Source organism: Pontibacter harenae (assembly GCF_020907245.1).
Taxonomy (GTDB): domain Bacteria; phylum Bacteroidota; class Bacteroidia; order Cytophagales; family Hymenobacteraceae; genus Pontibacter; species Pontibacter harenae.
The window spans coordinates 66,562-84,272 of record NZ_JAJJWH010000009.1; the positions used below are offsets into that span (position 1 = coordinate 66,562).

Below are 17,711 nucleotides of genomic sequence, written 5' to 3' on the forward strand. Positions count from 1 at the left end.
GCTCCAATTCTATTCATTATAATTTCATATACTCTACTATTTATTCTATATAATATCGCAAGAACAAGAACTTTCCTAAATGCAATGGCAGTACAAATAGTCCACCTTATAAACTCATTAAGAGGCTGTTTTGATTTGTTAAAGTAGGTATACACAGCCTTTGATAAATTAAAATTGAAGAATGTGCTCATATGAGCTAATTTCAACGATTCAAATTTTTCTAATTCACCAAAAAGAAATTTTTATATCAAATTAAACCAGGCTCTAAAGATTTCAAAAGCAAGTGTTACAACTACAAAATCTTATGTAAACAAGTAGCAAATTTGGAAGATGTCACATATTAGTGTTATTTGTAACTAGTACAATAAAAAAGAAATGAAAGTAGCATATTTTATTGATCATATGGTCAGAACCTCCGAAACGTTCATTTATGATTTGGTAGCTGGCATAGAGAAGAAAGCAGGCCCAAATTCTTTTATAAATGTTGTTTTGAAAAAATCTAATAACAAGATATCAAAAAACACCATTTTCTTAAACCACAATACTGACAGTATAGGATTTATGCTAGTCCAAGAACTTGAAAATGTATTAAGAATAAAGAAAAGTGCTACGTTTAAGTACAATGAACGTCAAGTTTATAAAAAATTAAATATACTTAATAAGGTAGATATGCCTGATGTCGCATATATTGACTTCGGTCAACCAGCAATATATGTACAAAGATTCCTTTGGGAGAACAAAATTCCATTTGTTGTGCATTTTCATGGAGTAGATGCAAGCTCAGCTTTTAGCTCCTCAACCTATACTAGAGAAATAGAAAATGTATTTAACAGAGCTGCCTTCATTATCACACCTTCTTTTCATCTTAAGAGACTACTTATATTGAAAGGTTGTCATTCAGAAAAAATAAGAGTTATAAGATATGGTATAGATGTAGAGAATATAATTCCAGAAAGCTGGAGCGAAAAGAAAAAGGCAGATCCATCAGTGATATTTTTAGGGCGACTGACAAACAAAAAAAACCCACTTGCATTGTTACATGCTTTTGCTATCGTCAAGGAACAGATACCTAATGCTAAACTTAACATTATTGGAGAAGGACCTTTGAAGCAAGAGGTTGAGAAAAGAATAGTCAAATTAGGGCTTTCTAGTGCAGTTAATTTATTAGGTGAATTAGATCAAAAACAAGCTCACAAAATTCTAAGGAGTCACTGGGTTTATGCTCAGCATAGTGTAATAGCAATCAATGGTGACCAGGAAGGTTACCCTAATAGCCCTGCTGAGGCCTCTGCTTTTGAGCTACCTGTAGTTGCTACTATTCATAATGGGTTCCCTGAATATATAATTGAAGGGAGAACAGGATACCTGGTACAAGAATTTGATTATGAAAGTATGGGAAATAGAATAGTAACGTTACTCAAAAATCCTGATTTAGCAGAAAGGATGGGAAAAGAAGGAAGAAAAAGTATTTCAGAGTTAAATAACCCACATAAAAGAATTAATTCAGTGTATGAGTTACTTCAAAGAGCTTGTCTCAAAAAGAAACACAGCTGATCATATTAAGAGGAGATAATCAAAAGAAATAATAAATAAATGGGCTCTGACATCAAGGCAAAAGCCATTAAAGGAGTAAAATGGACAACAGCTTCCACTCTTGTTTTAGCGTTAACCAGTATTCTAAGACTCTCCATACTGTCGCGATACCTAGATAAATCTGACTTTGGTTTGATGGCCATAGTCTTACTTATATTAGGATTTATGGAGTTGTTTCAAGATATGGGATTATCAACAGCTATTTTACATAAGCAGAACATCAATAAAAATGAATATTCTAGTTTATACTGGACAAATATTTTATTTAGTTTTTTGCTGTATCTCATTATTGTACTTATCAGTCCATTAGCATCTGAGTTTTATTCCGAAAGTAGTCTGTTGAACTTACTCCCTATAATGGGAGTAAGTCTGCTTTTTTCTTCATTAGGCAGGCAGTTTCAAGTAATTGAGCAAAAGAATCTGAACTTCAAAAGGGTTGGAATTATTGAGATTTCAACATCAATATTATCTCTCGCTGTAGCCATACTTCTCGCAGTTTACAAGCTCGGAGTTTATTCATTAGTATACTCTTCTTTGTTTAAAGCTTTGACTTCTAATTGCCTTTATTTTCTGCTTGGTATTGTTCAAGGCAATAAAATACAATTTAGATATAGATTCCAAGAAGTGAAGCCTTTTATAAGAATAGGAGTTTATCAAACTGGTGGGCAAATTATCAATTATGTTAATCGAGATTTAGACATATTGCTAATTGGAAAATTCTTCGGTTCTGAGACACTAGGAGGCTATAGCCTAGCTAAGCAACTAGTACTTCGTCCCTACAGTGTTATAAATCCGATACTAACACGAGTGGCCGCTCCAGTTCTTTCAAGATATCAGTATGAGTTGGATTCTCTAAGAAATAACTACTTAAAACTTGTAAATTTAGTATCATCTGTTAACATACCGATATATATATGCATTATATTATTTGCTCCACTTATAATAAAGATAATGTATGGAGCAGATTTTATCAACATTGTGATGCTAGTAAGAATCTTATCTATTTGTATGATGATAAGATCTGTAGCAAATCCGATAGGATCATTAGTAGTTGCTACAGGCAGAACTGATCTTGAGTTCTTTTGGAACCTTTTCACACTAGCTGTTATACCTTTCTCTATAATAACTGCAAGCCAACACTCAATTGAATGGGTTGCAATAAGTATTACTGTTACAATGGCGCTACTAATAGTTCCAAACTGGTGGTTCTTAACAAGAAGGATGATAGCAATTAATTTGACTACATATTTGTATGCACTTGTACCAACCATAAATTTTATAAAAGTTTTAAAAAAATCGCTTTAACTAATAAAGACTTCATTAAAGTGATGATAGCTTGAAGTTTCTAAAATATGAACAACTTATACAACCAAAGTAAACAAGTCAAAGAGTGGTCTTTTCTGTTTAGAAGTTTCAAAAATATTGTTCGATATTAGAGCAATATTTATTTTGCTTTTGTTAATGATCAGGTTATTCCTGTTAAATTATTTTTTACTATCTCTGAATGATTGTTTTATTTATAACCCACTATACTGAACTCTACGGCGCTAACCATTCTTTACTAAATATGATTGAGGGACTAGAAGAGTACAATGTTAAGTCTGTTGTTCTTTGTCCAAGATCTGGAGATTTAACAGATGAACTTACTAATAGGAAGGTTCCTTTTATGATCCTTCCATATTTTAATTGGGTGTACAGTAAGAAATGGCAGCTACTTAAAGTTCCATTTAAAATAGTACCGACTATTCTTTTAATGCCGTACTATTTGTACAAGATCAAGAAATGTTCTCCTGACATTTTATATACTAATACATCTATAACAGGAGTTGGCGCATTATTAGCCTTAATAATGAAAAAACCCCATGTTTGGCATATACGAGAACTATTATCTGAGGATTATGGACTTAAATATTCAATAGGGAATCGATTGATGACTTCTTTGTTCAACAAGGCTAAATATGTAATAACAATATCAAAATATCTTCAAAGAGAACGGTTAGGAAATATAACATGTCCAACTGAGGTTGTCTATAATGGTGTAATCTCTAGATCAGCAATATCACTAGTCAGAAATATTGACACCAAGAAATATATAAAGTTTGGAATTGTGGGGTTTATACACCCCCCTAAAGGGCAAGAGGAAGCTATAGAAGCGTTTCATTTTTATTACAAACAACACAAGAATGCAAGTTTAATGATTGTAGGTGATGGGCCCCAGTATTATGTACAGAAATTAAAACAAGAGTGTAAAAGACTAGAAATTCAAGATAAAGTAGAATTCACTGGCTATCTTAGAGATACAAAGGAAATTTATAATAACATTGACATCTTATTAATGTGTTCAAGGACAGAAGGAATGGGGAGGGTAACTGTAGAAGCACTGGCTAGAGGTATCCCTGTAATTGGTTATAATGGTTCTGCAACCCCAGAGTTAATAAACAATAATGTAAACGGCCTTTTATATGAAAAAGATGCAGTTGATTTATTCAAAAAAATGAGCTTGTTAGCAAATGACCCTGAACTGTATAAGAAAATGAGCCAAGAAGCCATAAAAAGTACAAAAGCCAATTTCACTATCGAAAATTATTCTAGTATGATATATTCGGTTCTACAAAAGGTATCCACGATATAATTACAGTCAATAATGAAGTACTTAATTGATTTACCTACTATTGATGGTTATAAGGAGGCTCTTTACCAACATTTACAAAATCTTAAAAATAGAAAAACAGAGACTTTAGATAATTCAAGCCTTTATATTTCTATAATAACTATAGTTTTCAATGCTGAATCTACAATAGAAAGAACAATTAAGAGTGTAATTGAACAGAATTATAAGTTCATAGAGTATATAATAATTGATGCTGGATCAACAGATAATACATTAGAAATTATAAATAAATACAAAAATAGCGTTACCTATATTGTTAGCGAGAAAGATAAAGGTATCTATGATGCTATGAATAAAGGAATAACTTTAGCATCAGGGGAACTTATAGGCTTACTTAATGCAGATGACTTTTATGAACCTGAAGCAATATCTAAAATAGCTGAACATTACTTAAAAAATGGAGGAGATATAATACATGGAGACGTAAATTATATAAAAGATTGCAGAAAACTATTTACACTTAAACCTCCCACAATAATTACAAGGTACTCTTTTACAGAAATGCCATTAAATCACCCAGCTACATTCATTAGAAAAAAAATTTATGAAGAAATAGGTTTGTATAGAACAAACTATATGATTGCTGCAGATTGGGAATTCATACTTCGAGCGTTCACTCTTCAAAAAAGTTTTAGTTATATTCCTCATATTATTACAAATTATTCTTTAGAAGGTGTTTCTAGTACACAAGCTAAAGTTGGGTTTAATGAAATATTTACCACTCTTTCGGAACTAAATCTTTTGAACCCTATTCAACTATTCTTTTACCACCAGATTGCTAAGCTAAAGTTAGCTATTAAAAGAACAGACAACAAATTTGTTCGAAGCCTTCTAACAGGTGTTAGGAAACTAAAGGCAAGAACTGCCTAATCAATAAAACTTATAAAACAACAACATTGAAGCTGAAGGTAAAAAAATCTTCTTTCTGGCAAATTTGGCTGGTAGTTACAATATTTCTATCCACTGTACAAGATCTGAAAACAGTAGATTATTTTGGTGAAATAGCGAGAAACCCTATTGTTTTCCTTACACCGCTTTTCTTGCTAACTGAGTTAGTCTTTTTATCCAAAAAACACGAAAAGGAATTTAACTTCATTAACCTTATTTTTTTAATATTTATATTTCTCTTATTCCTTTCCAGCTTAGGGAATGTCTCATTATGGCTTTTCAAAGAAGGAACATTCATTGCCTTAGGTGAAAACATAGTAGTTAAAAGTCTTAAGGTTATTACTTACTATTTATCTTTTATGCTCTTGTTTAGACACACGTTCTTCGTGATGAGAGAAATAGGTGATATAAAAAAAGTTTCAAAATGTTTTTTTATTGTAACTCTTTTATACATCCCAATTCTAACTTTTGAATTATATACTATTCCAACCTCTTTTTCAGAATATCACGCTTCAATACCTCCATACTATCGAGTACGACTACTTACAGCAGAATCAAGTTGGACAGGAAGTGTCATTGTCTTACTGATAACTGGGAGCTTGATTACCTATAATAACTTTAGAAAACATTCTGTAAAATTCTTTATTGTAATTGCTTTCACCCTTATCTATTTCACTTTTACAACCTCAAAAATGTTTCTAATAACTGTTGTAATGGTTAGCTTTATTTTTATTCTTCTGAGAAAGAAAATAAAAATAAAATTATTATTCATTTCCGCATTCATCTTTATCCTTTCCTTATTTTATGTCATTCCTAAAGTAACTGAACATATTAAATCAGATTTACAAAACTATACTTCAGTGGTTACTCGTACCTCATCCTTTATAAATAGCTTTTATGTCACTCTCTTTTACCCACTAGGTACTGGAGGCCTCTACTATGCTTACTTTGTTGAATATGTAAAGGAGCCAGCCCATTTAGTAGCATCTATAACTGGAGGCAGGGCAGACGAAGTTAAGAATTGGGGTAAACAAGACAACGGAGACAAAAACATATCTCCTTCTTCAGAATTGGGACAATGGACAATAATGTTAGGAATTCCAGGATTCTTACTTTTCTTTTACTTTTACTTGAATCTCCTGAATTATAGTAAAGTAAATAACACCCTACTACTAGGAATGCTTTACTTCTTTATTACAGGTTTGTTGACAGAGACTTTAATGACAAAACCAAACATAATTATTTTCTTTGCTTTGGTGGTGTTTTGTAAAGTATGTTACAAAAAAATTATTACAGAATAGTTTTCATGAAGAAGATACTCATAGTAAGTCCCAGCTTTCCATATCCAGCTAATTATGGGGGAGGTGTTGACATATGGAGAAGAATTATCTCTTTAGTTAAAATGGGGAATAAAGTTGATTTAATAGCAACTGTTAAGGACTTGCCAAACAAAGAAGATTTAGATTATGTTAAAAATTTTGTAGATAAAGTTTATCTAATAAGCCGAGAAAACAAGATTATTGATCTATTTTCAATGTTCCCATTACAGGTTAAGTCAAGACAAAAGTTAAAGGAATTAGTCCTAAATGATTTGTATGATATTACACTTCTTGAAGGCGACTATGTCGGGCTGATTTTAGAAAATAAATCGTTAAAATCTACTCATCTTGTTCTAAGAAGCCATAATGATGAAAAAGAATATTTTAAAAAACTTGCTTTAAGCAGTGATGCACTGCTTAATTCTTTATATTACTTTAGTGAGTTTATTAAATTTAAATTTTACACAAAAAAAATTCTGCTTAAAAAAATAAAAAATATTTTATTTATTTCTTTTACAGAATTTTCTTCCTTCAATAATCAAGAAAAAAAAGATCAATATCAATCAGTGTTTTTACCAACTCCAATTGATAAAAAAGAATTTAAGACGAGAGAACTTAAAGGTAATACTGTTGTTTTTGTCGGTTCTCTTTTTATGCCCAATAATCAAGAAGCTATCTTGTGGTACCTTAAGAATGTTCATCCAGGTTTAGTATCTGTTCCTGATTATAAGTTTTTAATTATAGGAAGCACAAGAGGGCATGATATCTCTACCTTTGAAAACAAACTTAATAACTATAAATCGATAGAATATCACATTGATGTAACTAACCTTGAGTATATATATGAAAGGTCAAGTGTTTTTGTTAATCCTATGCTAAATGGTGCTGGTGTGAAAATCAAATCTATCAATGCTATCATTGAAGGACTACCTTTAGTATCAACAAGAGTTGGAATAGAAGGAACTGGGCTTATTAATGGACAACATTATTTAGAAGCAAATTCTCCAAATGAGTTTAAATCTTCCATAAAAAAATTGCTCATGTCAACTACAGAAAGAAAAAAAATAGCAGCTTATGCTCAAAGATTTTTAATAGAACACAATCATGATCTCATATTAGATGAATTTATAAGGGTGCTGCACAAGCAAGAAGTACATTAAAATATGACTTATGTTTTAATAATAATATCATGGTAACACATTTAGAAAAAGAGGGTCAAAAGTTAGAACAATTATGGGTAGTTTTAACAGCTGCTCTTTTTGCTTTTCCCCTTTTTAAGATTCCCATTTATACCTCATTAGTAGCAATTTGGTTAATTTCATCAATATTTGTTGCTAAAAAAAGTGGTTATAAAATATCCAAAGGCACTATCAAAATTTATCTGATTTTGATAATACCTTTTATCGTCCAATCTATCGGTTTTTTGATTTCTGATGAAAAGGGAGAAGCTCTTTACTATTTAGAAAGAAATTTATCAATCCCATTGATTCCAATAGGTTTTGCTTTAGGAGAGCATGCTTTTAAAAAAAAGCATGCTCTCCTTTTTTTTGTAATATTTATACTTAGTTGCTTTATTTTAAACAGCTATGTTTTACTATATCTAATTATAAATGGGTTCTTTTCCAGATTTAGTGAAGATAATTTGTACAATCCTATATTTAGAAATGCTTATACACAGCTTACTAATACCCACCTTCCCTATTTAGGCATATGGTTCTTATTTAGTTGTATCATTATCGTTTATATTCTTCAGCAAGAAAAACTAAAGTCCTATTACAAAATAGTTTTAACTCTTATTGGAATTGAATTATTTGTTGGAACATTTTTATTCTCTGCCAGGATGGCAATTATTGCCTTCTGCTTAACTTTAGTTGCTTCTTTCATCTTGTATTTCAAAAGCATTAAAAGAACATTAATACTTTTATTTCTTTTAACATTCACTTTATTTCTTTTATCTAAAATACCAACCATATCTCATCGCATTGATGAGATCGCAAATACATCTCTTCACCCACCTACTGGAAGCCCATGGGATCCCCAAGGCATTAACCAGTATAATTCAACAAACATTAGAGTTGGGATAATTGTTTGCTCCTTAGACATTTTGAAAGAAAATTGGTTAGTTGGTGTAGGAAGGTCTGAAGTACAAAGTTCGTTAAACAAATGCTATACAAGGTTTCCTATCGAAGGTTATAATGATTATAAAACCGTTGATTACAATACCCATAATCAATACATTGACTTTTGGTTATCTTCTGGTCTTATCGGAATAATTTTATTCTTAAGTTTTATTTTCTATATATTCCATAGAAGCTTTATTAGTAAAGACATATTCTTATTTGGCTTTATTATGTTTATTTCTATAAGCTTTCTTACTGAAAATATTCTATCTAGACATTCTGGGGTTGCTTTTTTTGCTCTGTTCAGCAGTTTCCTCTTCATCAGAAATTTCATTCTTAATACTGACTTGCCTTCAAAAGGAAAGCTATAGAATGAAAGTAATCTCGAACATTGTAGCAAAATGAATTTTAAGACAAAATCAGTCAAATTAGTTAAGAATATCTGTAAATAATAAGTTAAACTCTTATTCCATGCAAAATTTAAGTTTGCAAAATAATGTGGAAATGCTCAAAAAGCTGTACAATATTTGCAAAAAGTCAAACTCAAATTTTTATATAGTTTTAGTGAAGTACTTTTATTTCAAGGTAAAAGGAAAGAACATTATCTCTCACCAGAACACAATAATTAAAGGCTTGAGAAACATTTCAGTTAAAGGCTTGCTTAAGATAGGTGTAGATTATGTTGGGTTCGTACATAATAAGGATATTACCTACTTGAATATTAAAGGAAGATTAGAAATCTTAGGAAATTTTTCTATAAGTAGAGGATGTAGACTTGATATAGGAAAAAATGCAGTTGTTCAAATTGGAGGTGGTAGTTACATAAATCCATTCACTAATATTATTATCATGCATAGACTGAGTATAGGTAAAAATTGTGCAATATCCTGGAACTGCCAGTTCTTAGACGAAGACTTCCACCAGATACAATATGAAGAAAAAAAAGAAAATAATTCATTAGGAATCTCCATTGGTGATAGTGTTTGGATTGGCTCTAATGTATCAATATTCAAGGGTACAGTAATACCTAAAGGTTGCGTAGTAGCCTCGAACACAGTTGTTAAGAATAAATTTTATGAAGAAAATGTTTTGATTGCAGGAAACCCAGCAAAAATTATAAAGAGAAATGTCACATGGTGAGAAAATAGTTATTAACAAGTGCTCAAAAGCAGCCAGTAAAGTTTAAATAGTCATGTATAGTTTTAGATTAACGAGATACTAGTTTCTTTAATTTGAAGGCTTGTATATTTTAGAAATTAATTAAAAACTTCAATATCTATCCTCGTTATATCAAACTAGCTAACTTTGTATAATTATTATAGAAGTACCAAAGTTAAAATAGGGTGCCTTTATTAGTTCCTAAAGTAGAATAAATTGAAAGTAGCGATAGTACATGAGTGGTTTGTAGACTATTCTGGTTCAGAAAGAGTAGTAGAACAACTTATACAAATGTTTCCAGATGCTGATTTATTTTCTGTCATAGAATTTATGCCAGAACACCTCAGAAAGCATATACTTAACAAAAAAGTTACTACCACATTTATTCAAAAACTTCCTTTCGCTAAAAAGCATTATAGGAATTACCTTGCGCTTATGCCTATAGCAATTGAGCAACTTGATGTTTCCAGGTATGATTTAATTCTATCGAGTAGCCATGCAGTAGCTAAGGGAATTCTTACGAGTGCCAATCAAGTCCATATCTGCTATTGCCACTCTCCTATCCGTTACGCTTGGGATCTTTATCATCAATATCTAAAAGAGTCTGGACTTCAGAGAGGTTTTAAGGGCTTCATTGCTAAAGCCATTTTGCATTATATTCGCATGTGGGATTACACTACAGCAAACCGCGTTGATTATTTCATAGCGAACTCAGCATATATAAGCAGAAGAATTAAGAAGGTGTATAATCGTGACGCCACCGTTATTTTCCCACCTGTAGAAGTAGAAAACTATACCTTAGAGCCACACAAAGAGGATTTCTACTTAACAGCGTCCAGGCTTGTACCCTATAAAAAGATAGACCTTATTGTAGAGGTGTTCAGAAACCAGCCAGACAAGAAACTGATTGTTATCGGTGAGGGACCAGACTATAATAAGATTAAGGCAAAAGCAACAAGTAACATAACGCTGCTAGGCTATCAGCCTTATGAAGTGCTAAAAAGCCATCTGCAACGGGCAAAAGCTTTTGTGTTTGCCGCAGAAGAAGACTTTGGGATTGTACCAGTTGAGGCGCAGGCTTGTGGAACACCAGTCATTGCCTATGGCAAAGGTGGAGCCTGCGAGACTGTAATAGATGGAAAAACAGGCTTTCTGTACAAAGAGCAAACGTTTGAATCACTAACTGCGGCAATACTTAAATTTGATGCTTTGCAAGTGCCATTAGATCCTTTGATTATCAGAGAAAATGCCGAAAGATTTAGTAGAGCAGTTTTCAAAGATAAGCTTGCCTCGTTTATCAGAAGCAAAGTCAATGTTTAAACAGATGCAGCAGTAGAAAATATTTAATGCTACAAGTTTTCTTTATTGCTTTAATACTGATGAAGAATAAGCATAACTAAGCCTGTTGTTGCTTTTCAGCATTATTCATTTTCATTATTTTTGGCTTTTATTAGCAAACCATAATGCCAAGATTCTACCCAAAATACATTAGTTTAATTCATTCTACAGGAGACTTAGCAGTAATTGCTATATCTACTGCTACAGCTTTTTATTTTACAAAGGGAGAACAAGAAAGCTTTTTAAACAGCCCGCATTTTAGAGTACTGCCATACTGCATGCTTGCCTGGTTAGCCTGTGTAAGACTTTTAAATTCATATAAATCAACCCACGTAAACCGCAGAAGATATATAGTACTTGAGGTTTTAAAACCACTCTCTTTATACATAGTTCTAATTGAGGCGCTACAAAACATCTTTGATCTTACCTTCATCACAAGAGAATTTTTAATAATTAACTATATCAGCTTATTCTTCATCATAGTCTCTTGGCGACTTCTTGTTACTTCAGGGCTTAGATATTATAGGCTAAAGGGATTCAATCTTAAAAGATTCATTATTGTTGGTTATGGTCAAACAGGCCGCGATTTAAAAAAATATTTAGTACAGCACCCAGAATTCGGTTATCGCTTTTATGGCTTTTTCGATAATGCGCCAGAGGGTAAAGAAGATGTTGTTGGCAAAATAGAAGACTTAGAGCGTTTTGTACTCGATAATCATATAGATGAAATATACTGTTGCCCGTTTGAAGTAAATAAACAGCAGATTACGAGGCTAATTGATTTTGTGGACAATAATTTAATCAGGTTAAAGTTCTTACCCGAATCTAACACTACTTTCAACCAAAGTCTAAAAATCGATCTAGACAGTATTTTTCCTATTTTAATTACACGATCGATACCATTAGACGATGTAGTTAATAAAAGCATTAAACGTATTTTCGATATCTTTTTCTCCCTCTTTGTCATTGTGTTTTTGCTTTCGTGGCTTCTGCCTATTTTAGCAATTATCATTAAACTGAACTCGAAGGGGCCTGTATTTTTTCAGCAGGAGCGTTCAGGCATAAAAAACAAAACGTTTAAGTGCTGGAAGTTAAGGTCGATGTATGTGAACACAGAAGCAAACTCTCAGCTTGCACGCCGTGGGGATTCTAGAATCACTCCTGTTGGAGCCTTTCTAAGAAAAACAAGTATGGATGAGTTGCCCCAGTTCTTTAACGTGCTGATGGGGCAGATGTCTATAGTAGGGCCAAGGCCTCACATGTTGAAAGCAAATTCAGAATATGCTCTTGTGGCAGAGAAATACATGGTGCGGCACTTTGTTAAACCAGGAATTACAGGATTATCACAAGTTCGCGGTTATCGTGGCGAAACTACTACCATTTACCAGATAAGAGGCCGAGCTAAACTAGATATATTTTACCTGGAGAACTGGTCATTCCTGTTAGACCTCAAAATTATTTTCGTCACAGTTTATAATGTTTTCAAAGGAGATAATGATGTCTTTTAACATTTGCTAATCATCATCACAAGGCTGTCACAACCACTTATTATCTCTAACCTTTCTCACCTTTCCCCCTCATTTACTAACTTTGCCTTCAAATATTTGATGCATGAGCAAAGAGAAACCATCTATACCGAAGGGCACGCGCGATTTTGGACCTGCCGTAGTTGTAAAGCGTAACTATATTTTTGGAGTTATTCGCCGCACTTTTGAGAAGTTCGGTTACCTGCCACTCGAAACGCCTGCCATGGAGCAGCTTTCGGTGCTCACGGGCAAGTATGGCGATGAAGGCGATCAGCTTATTTTTAAAATCCTCAACTCAGGCGACTTTCTATCTAAAACCAATGCTGCTGATATAGAGCAAGGGCACAAGCACCTTACCCGCAAAATATCTGAAAAAGCATTGCGCTACGATTTAACGGTACCTTTTGCGCGGTTCGTAGTTATGAACCGTAACGAGATAACTTTTCCGTTCAAGCGTTACCAGATCCAGCCTGTGTGGCGGGCCGACCGGCCGCAGAAAGGGCGCTACCGTGAGTTTTACCAGTGCGATGCCGACGTAGTGGGCACCGATTCATTGCTTTGCGAGGCAGAGATTGTGCAGATGATAAACGAAACCCTAACCACGCTTGGCTTAACGGACTTCACCATCAAAATAAACCACCGTGGCGTGTTAGCGGGCATAGCAGAAGCCATTGGTGAGAAAGGTCGAGAAAGCGAAATCTGTGTAGCTATTGATAAGCTCGATAAAATTGGGCAGGAAGGTGTGCGTAAGGAGCTATTGGAACGTGGCATTGCGGCAACTGCCATAGACAAACTGGAACCACTCTATGCGCTGTCAGGCTCTAACGAAAATATTTTGGAGCAGCTACAGACTATTTTAGGGAATACTGAAGAAGGACAACGCGGACTACAGGACTTGCACCAAGTGTGGCAATATCTGAAAAGCCTAAAGAGCCAGGCATTAACAGCACAAAACGAATCGGGTAACCCAAGGCTGCAGCTGGATGTGACGCTGGCCAGAGGCCTCTCTTATTATACAGGCTGCATATTTGAGGTGAAGGTGAACAACGTAAGCATGGGCAGCATTAGCGGTGGTGGCCGCTATGACAACCTTACAGGCATGTTTGGTATGCCTGGCGTATCTGGTGTCGGCTTCTCGTTTGGCGTAGACCGCATTTACGATGTGTTAGAGGAGCTACAGCTGTTCCCCGACAGTACACAACTAGGTACGCAGGTGCTTTTGGTACAATTCGATAAAGAATCAGAGCTTTATGCGCTCCCTCTTCTACAACAGCTGCGTGATGCTGGCATTGCTTCGGAATTATATCCTGAGGCGGCAAAGCTGAAAAAGCAGATGAGTTACGCTGACCAGAAAAATATTCCTTACGTTATCCTGATCGGTTCAGAAGAAATAGCGACAGGCAAGCTGAAACTGCGTAACATGCAAACTGGTGAACAGCAAGATAGTACCTTGGAAGAGGTTATCGCCAAACTTAACTCTTAAGCATTACTTCATGAGCCAAGTACATTATATCAGCAGCCAGCCTTTAAGCCTGGAGGAGATACATACAATCATCAGCAGAAATTATACGTTGGCGCTGTCTGAAGAAGCCGAACAGAAAATACAAACGTGTTATGATTACCTCCACCAGAAAATAACGGCTGCAGACCATGCAATTCATGGTATAAATACTGGTTTAGGAGCACTTAGTAAAAAGGCAATTTCTACAGGTGACCTAGAGCAACTGCAGCGCAACCTCATGATGTCGCATGCTTGCGGAACGGGAGACGAAGTACCACAGGAAGTTGTTAAACTGATGCTGTTGCTGAAGGTGCAGTCATTGGCTTATGGGCATAGTGGTGTGCAGGTGCAAATGGTAAAACGCCTCATCGACTTCTATAATCGTGAGGTATACCCAGTGGTGTATCAGTTAGGCTCTTTAGGGGCTAGCGGCGATCTGGCTCCTTTGGCGCACCTTTGCCTGCCTCTTCTTGGTTTGGGTGAAGTGCATTTTCAAGGGTATAAGCTCGATAGTAAGCATGTGCTCGAAATGTTTAGTTGGGAACCTATCAGCTTAAAGGCAAAAGAAGGGCTTGCCTTACTAAATGGTACACAGTTTATGGCTGCTTACGGTGTTGCTGCTTTGTTACAGGCAAAGCGGCTGTCAGCACAGGCAGACTTAGTGGCTGCTCTCTCGCTGGATGCCTTTGATGGCAGCCTGGAGCCTTTTCATGAACTGATACACCGCATCCGCCCGCACAAAGGGCAATTGCAGACAGCGAAGACACTGACAGAAACCTTAGAAGGAAGTGAGCTAATTAAACAACCTAAAGCACATGTGCAGGACCCGTATTCCTTCCGCTGCATACCACAGGTACATGGTGCCTCTAAAGATGCCATACAGTACGTAGAGCAGGTTTTCGTAACAGAAATCAACGCCGTGACAGACAGCCTCAGTATTTTTCCTGAGGAAGATGAAATCATTTCTGGGGGGAATTTCCATGGGCAACCGTTGGCTTTGGCGCTTGATTTTATGGCTATAGCACTGGCGGAGTTGGGTAGTATTTCAGAACGGCGTACTTACCAGCTTAACGCTGGTACGCGCGGCTTGCCAGAGTTCCTGATAGCTGAACCAGGCCTGAATTCTGGCTACAGGGTCAGCCAACATACTGCTGCCTCCATTGTAAGCCAGACAAAACAGTTCTGTACACCAGCCTCCATCGACTCCGTTCCTTCTTCCAACAACCAGGAAGACCATGTAAGTATGGGTGCCAACGCTGCTACCAAAATGCACAAGGTAGTGCAAAACGTAGAGCGGGTATTGGCCATAGAATTGTTGAATGCAGCACAGGCTTTAGAGTTCCGCCGACCTTTGCAAACCTCTCCAGCACTAGAAAAATTGATAGCAGCATACCGAGAAGCTGTTCCTTTCGTTTCTACTGATAGAATATTACATACGGACATAGAGAAAAGCATCATGTTTTTGCGTAGCTATGGTATGTAATATTACTTTTCCTTTATGAAGCATTTCTAGCTTTTGAAACATAGGAGTATCATGCTTCATTTTTAACTTGAAGTGAACCAGTTAATTCAGAGCTGGATTAGTATTGAATTCCCGCATTTCTGATTAGATTACATCTTAGATAAACAGGCTAAAAGTTGAAACAGATTTTCCTTCTATTGCTGGTTTGCATCTCCCTAAGTGCTTTCGCGCTCCCCAATGACGGCTGCTTTAAGGTGATGCAAAACGGACAGGAGGTAGAAGTTATCTGTGTAGGCCAGCCTGTTTCTTTTGTGGACTGTACTTCTCAAAACGATCCGAATACTACTATTTTCTACTATCCTGGTCCAGAGGCTTATTCAAACCAAACAAATCTTTTGGTAAGAGACGAAGCGCATTTGTTCACAGAGGCAGGTACGCACATTGTCACGCAAATCATCAATAGAACGGGTAGTGGCGAGACAAAATTATTCTCTAAAACATACGAAGTTAAAGCCAGCCCCGCTCCTACTTTTACCGCCTATAGCTGTGCCAACAGCCGTGTTCAGGTAAATATTACCGACAGCAACTATAACAGCTACACCTTAGATTACGGCGATGGCAACGTGAATCAGGTAGGCAAAGGAAAACAACCTGTTTACACTTACACGTCAGCTGGCCCTTATACCATCACTGTAACTGGTAATTACACAAACTCCACCTGCTCTAATAGTAGTATTCAAACGATTGATGCACTACCTCCGATTTCAGCTCCCAGACTATCGGAACTAAGGATAACTTCAGAAGCTGCTAGTGGAGAAATTATGTTAAGTACACAAAACTTAGCACAAGGTTATATTTACATTGTGGAGCGCGCGTCAAACTCTCAAAGCAACTTCACCTTAGTCGATACACTTGATGTTACCAGTACATCAGGCAGCAACTTCACCATACCCAATGTGAATACAGCTGAGGCGGCACTTTACAGAATCAGGGTAACAGACAGATGCAGCAGCACCCTTTACACCTCTAACACCGTCAGCAGCCTGACACTACAGGCAACACCAGGAAATGAACTGGTAAGGTTAGATTGGCAGCAGATTAGTGGCTACAGCAGTGGCTTACAACTTTATAGGGATGGAACACTGCTGCAAACTTTGCCAAATAACGTCCAAACCTACACCGACACAGATGTTACCTGCGGACGAAACTACAGCTATCAGATTAGCAGCACAACTAGCGAAGGAGCTGTTTCTTTATCAGCTGCAAAGACTGCCTCTGTTACTTCTACAACAATTCCTCCAGCCCCTCTCCTGCTTTCAACATTTAACCTGAATAACGAAGTGGAGCTAACGCTGCAGTTACCGTCAAATCAAACTCTAAAAGAAGTAAGCCTCCAACGCAGTATGAACGGTGGAAATTACGGTCCATTGGCAACCTTTCAGCAGCCTCATTATACAGATAACTTAGCTAATTTTGCTCCCGTTTGCTATCGTGCCAGCTACACCAATACCTGCGATAACACCTCTACCTACAGCAGCCCTACCTGCCCTGTTATACTTCAGGCAACAAAGCCAGACGAGGCATCTGTAAACCTTACCTGGTCCGATTACGAAGGATTTGCAGATGGTGTGCGGGAATACACGGTAGAGGTGCTAGACCAGAATAATGACCTGATCGCTAGTTACCCTGCAACAGGAAATGCCTACACAGATCGTGTGCTGAGCGAGGAGGAACTTATACTCAGGTACCGCATCAAAGCAACTTCTAACAGCAACCTTGTCTCCTATTCTAACCTGCAGACCATAGAGCAAAGCCTCCGTCTGTACGTGCCCAGCGCCTTCACGCCTAACAACGACGGCCTGAACGATACATTCAAGGTAAAAGGCAGATTCTTCGAAGATTTCAACATTAAAATTTATAGCCGTATAGGCATTGTGGTTTATAGTTCTACAGACGCTACAGCTGGCTGGGACGGAACTTTGGAGGGCAAATTGCTACCTGCTGGTGCCTATGTATATGAGATAAACGTAAAAGTGGCAAATGGTACACCAAAACTGCGTACAGGAACAGTAACGCTGCTTAGGTGAAGCATGAATATAAGCTAATTTACTATATTTGTACCGATTCGAAGATCT

At 36.1% G+C, this 17,711-nt stretch carries 13 protein-coding genes; all 13 read left to right on the forward strand.

Annotated features, from left to right (window positions below; genetic code table 11):
• Nucleotides 1-375 precede the first annotated feature (375 nt).
• The 13 genes from LN893_RS06980 (at nt 376) to LN893_RS07040 (ending at nt 17,663) form a co-directional block, all read left to right on the forward strand.
• Nucleotides 376-1,554: a glycosyltransferase family 4 protein gene (locus LN893_RS06980; protein ID WP_229969085.1), complete on the forward strand. Its 1,179-nt coding sequence runs from the start codon at nt 376-378 to the stop codon at nt 1,552-1,554.
• 39 nt (nt 1,555-1,593) lie between these two features.
• Nucleotides 1,594-2,898 (forward strand): MOP flippase family protein, encoded by a 1,305-nt coding sequence (locus LN893_RS06985; protein ID WP_229969086.1) that lies wholly within the window; start codon nt 1,594-1,596, stop codon nt 2,896-2,898.
• Between the two features lie 199 nt (nt 2,899-3,097).
• A complete protein-coding gene (locus LN893_RS06990) occupies nt 3,098-4,225 on the forward strand; it encodes a glycosyltransferase family 4 protein (protein WP_255709928.1) in 1,128 nt (375 codons plus the stop codon).
• Nucleotides 4,226-4,237: 12 nt separating this feature from the next.
• Nucleotides 4,238-5,134 (forward strand): glycosyltransferase family 2 protein, encoded by an 897-nt coding sequence (locus LN893_RS06995; protein WP_229969088.1) that lies wholly within the window; start codon nt 4,238-4,240, stop codon nt 5,132-5,134.
• 26 nt (nt 5,135-5,160) lie between these two features.
• A complete protein-coding gene (locus LN893_RS07000; protein WP_229969089.1) occupies nt 5,161-6,453 on the forward strand; it encodes an O-antigen ligase family protein in 1,293 nt (430 codons plus the stop codon).
• Between the two features lie 5 nt (nt 6,454-6,458).
• Nucleotides 6,459-7,631 (forward strand): glycosyltransferase, encoded by a 1,173-nt coding sequence (locus LN893_RS07005; RefSeq protein WP_229969090.1) that lies wholly within the window; start codon nt 6,459-6,461, stop codon nt 7,629-7,631.
• A 29-nt stretch (nt 7,632-7,660) separates the two neighbouring features.
• Complete coding sequence (locus LN893_RS07010) at nt 7,661-8,962, forward strand: O-antigen ligase family protein (protein ID WP_229969091.1); 1,302 nt, start codon at nt 7,661-7,663, stop codon at nt 8,960-8,962.
• Between the two features lie 100 nt (nt 8,963-9,062).
• Nucleotides 9,063-9,731, forward strand: coding sequence for an acyltransferase (locus tag LN893_RS07015; protein WP_229969092.1), 669 nt, complete (start codon nt 9,063-9,065; stop codon nt 9,729-9,731).
• Nucleotides 9,732-9,965: 234 nt separating this feature from the next.
• Nucleotides 9,966-11,069 (forward strand): glycosyltransferase family 4 protein, encoded by a 1,104-nt coding sequence (locus LN893_RS07020; RefSeq protein WP_229969093.1) that lies wholly within the window; start codon nt 9,966-9,968, stop codon nt 11,067-11,069.
• Between the two features lie 143 nt (nt 11,070-11,212).
• Nucleotides 11,213-12,595, forward strand: coding sequence for an undecaprenyl-phosphate glucose phosphotransferase (locus LN893_RS07025; protein ID WP_229969094.1), 1,383 nt, complete (start codon nt 11,213-11,215; stop codon nt 12,593-12,595).
• Between the two features lie 103 nt (nt 12,596-12,698).
• Nucleotides 12,699-14,096 carry a histidine--tRNA ligase gene (gene hisS / locus LN893_RS07030; RefSeq protein WP_229969095.1) on the forward strand — a complete coding sequence of 466 codons (1,398 nt, stop codon included), beginning with the start codon at nt 12,699-12,701 and terminating at the stop codon, nt 14,094-14,096.
• A 10-nt stretch (nt 14,097-14,106) separates the two neighbouring features.
• Nucleotides 14,107-15,597, forward strand: a complete 1,491-nt coding sequence (gene hutH / locus LN893_RS07035) for a histidine ammonia-lyase (protein ID WP_229969096.1) — start codon at nt 14,107-14,109, stop codon at nt 15,595-15,597.
• Between the two features lie 155 nt (nt 15,598-15,752).
• Complete coding sequence (locus tag LN893_RS07040) at nt 15,753-17,663, forward strand: T9SS type B sorting domain-containing protein (protein ID WP_229969097.1); 1,911 nt, start codon at nt 15,753-15,755, stop codon at nt 17,661-17,663.
• Nucleotides 17,664-17,711: the final 48 nt, after the last annotated feature.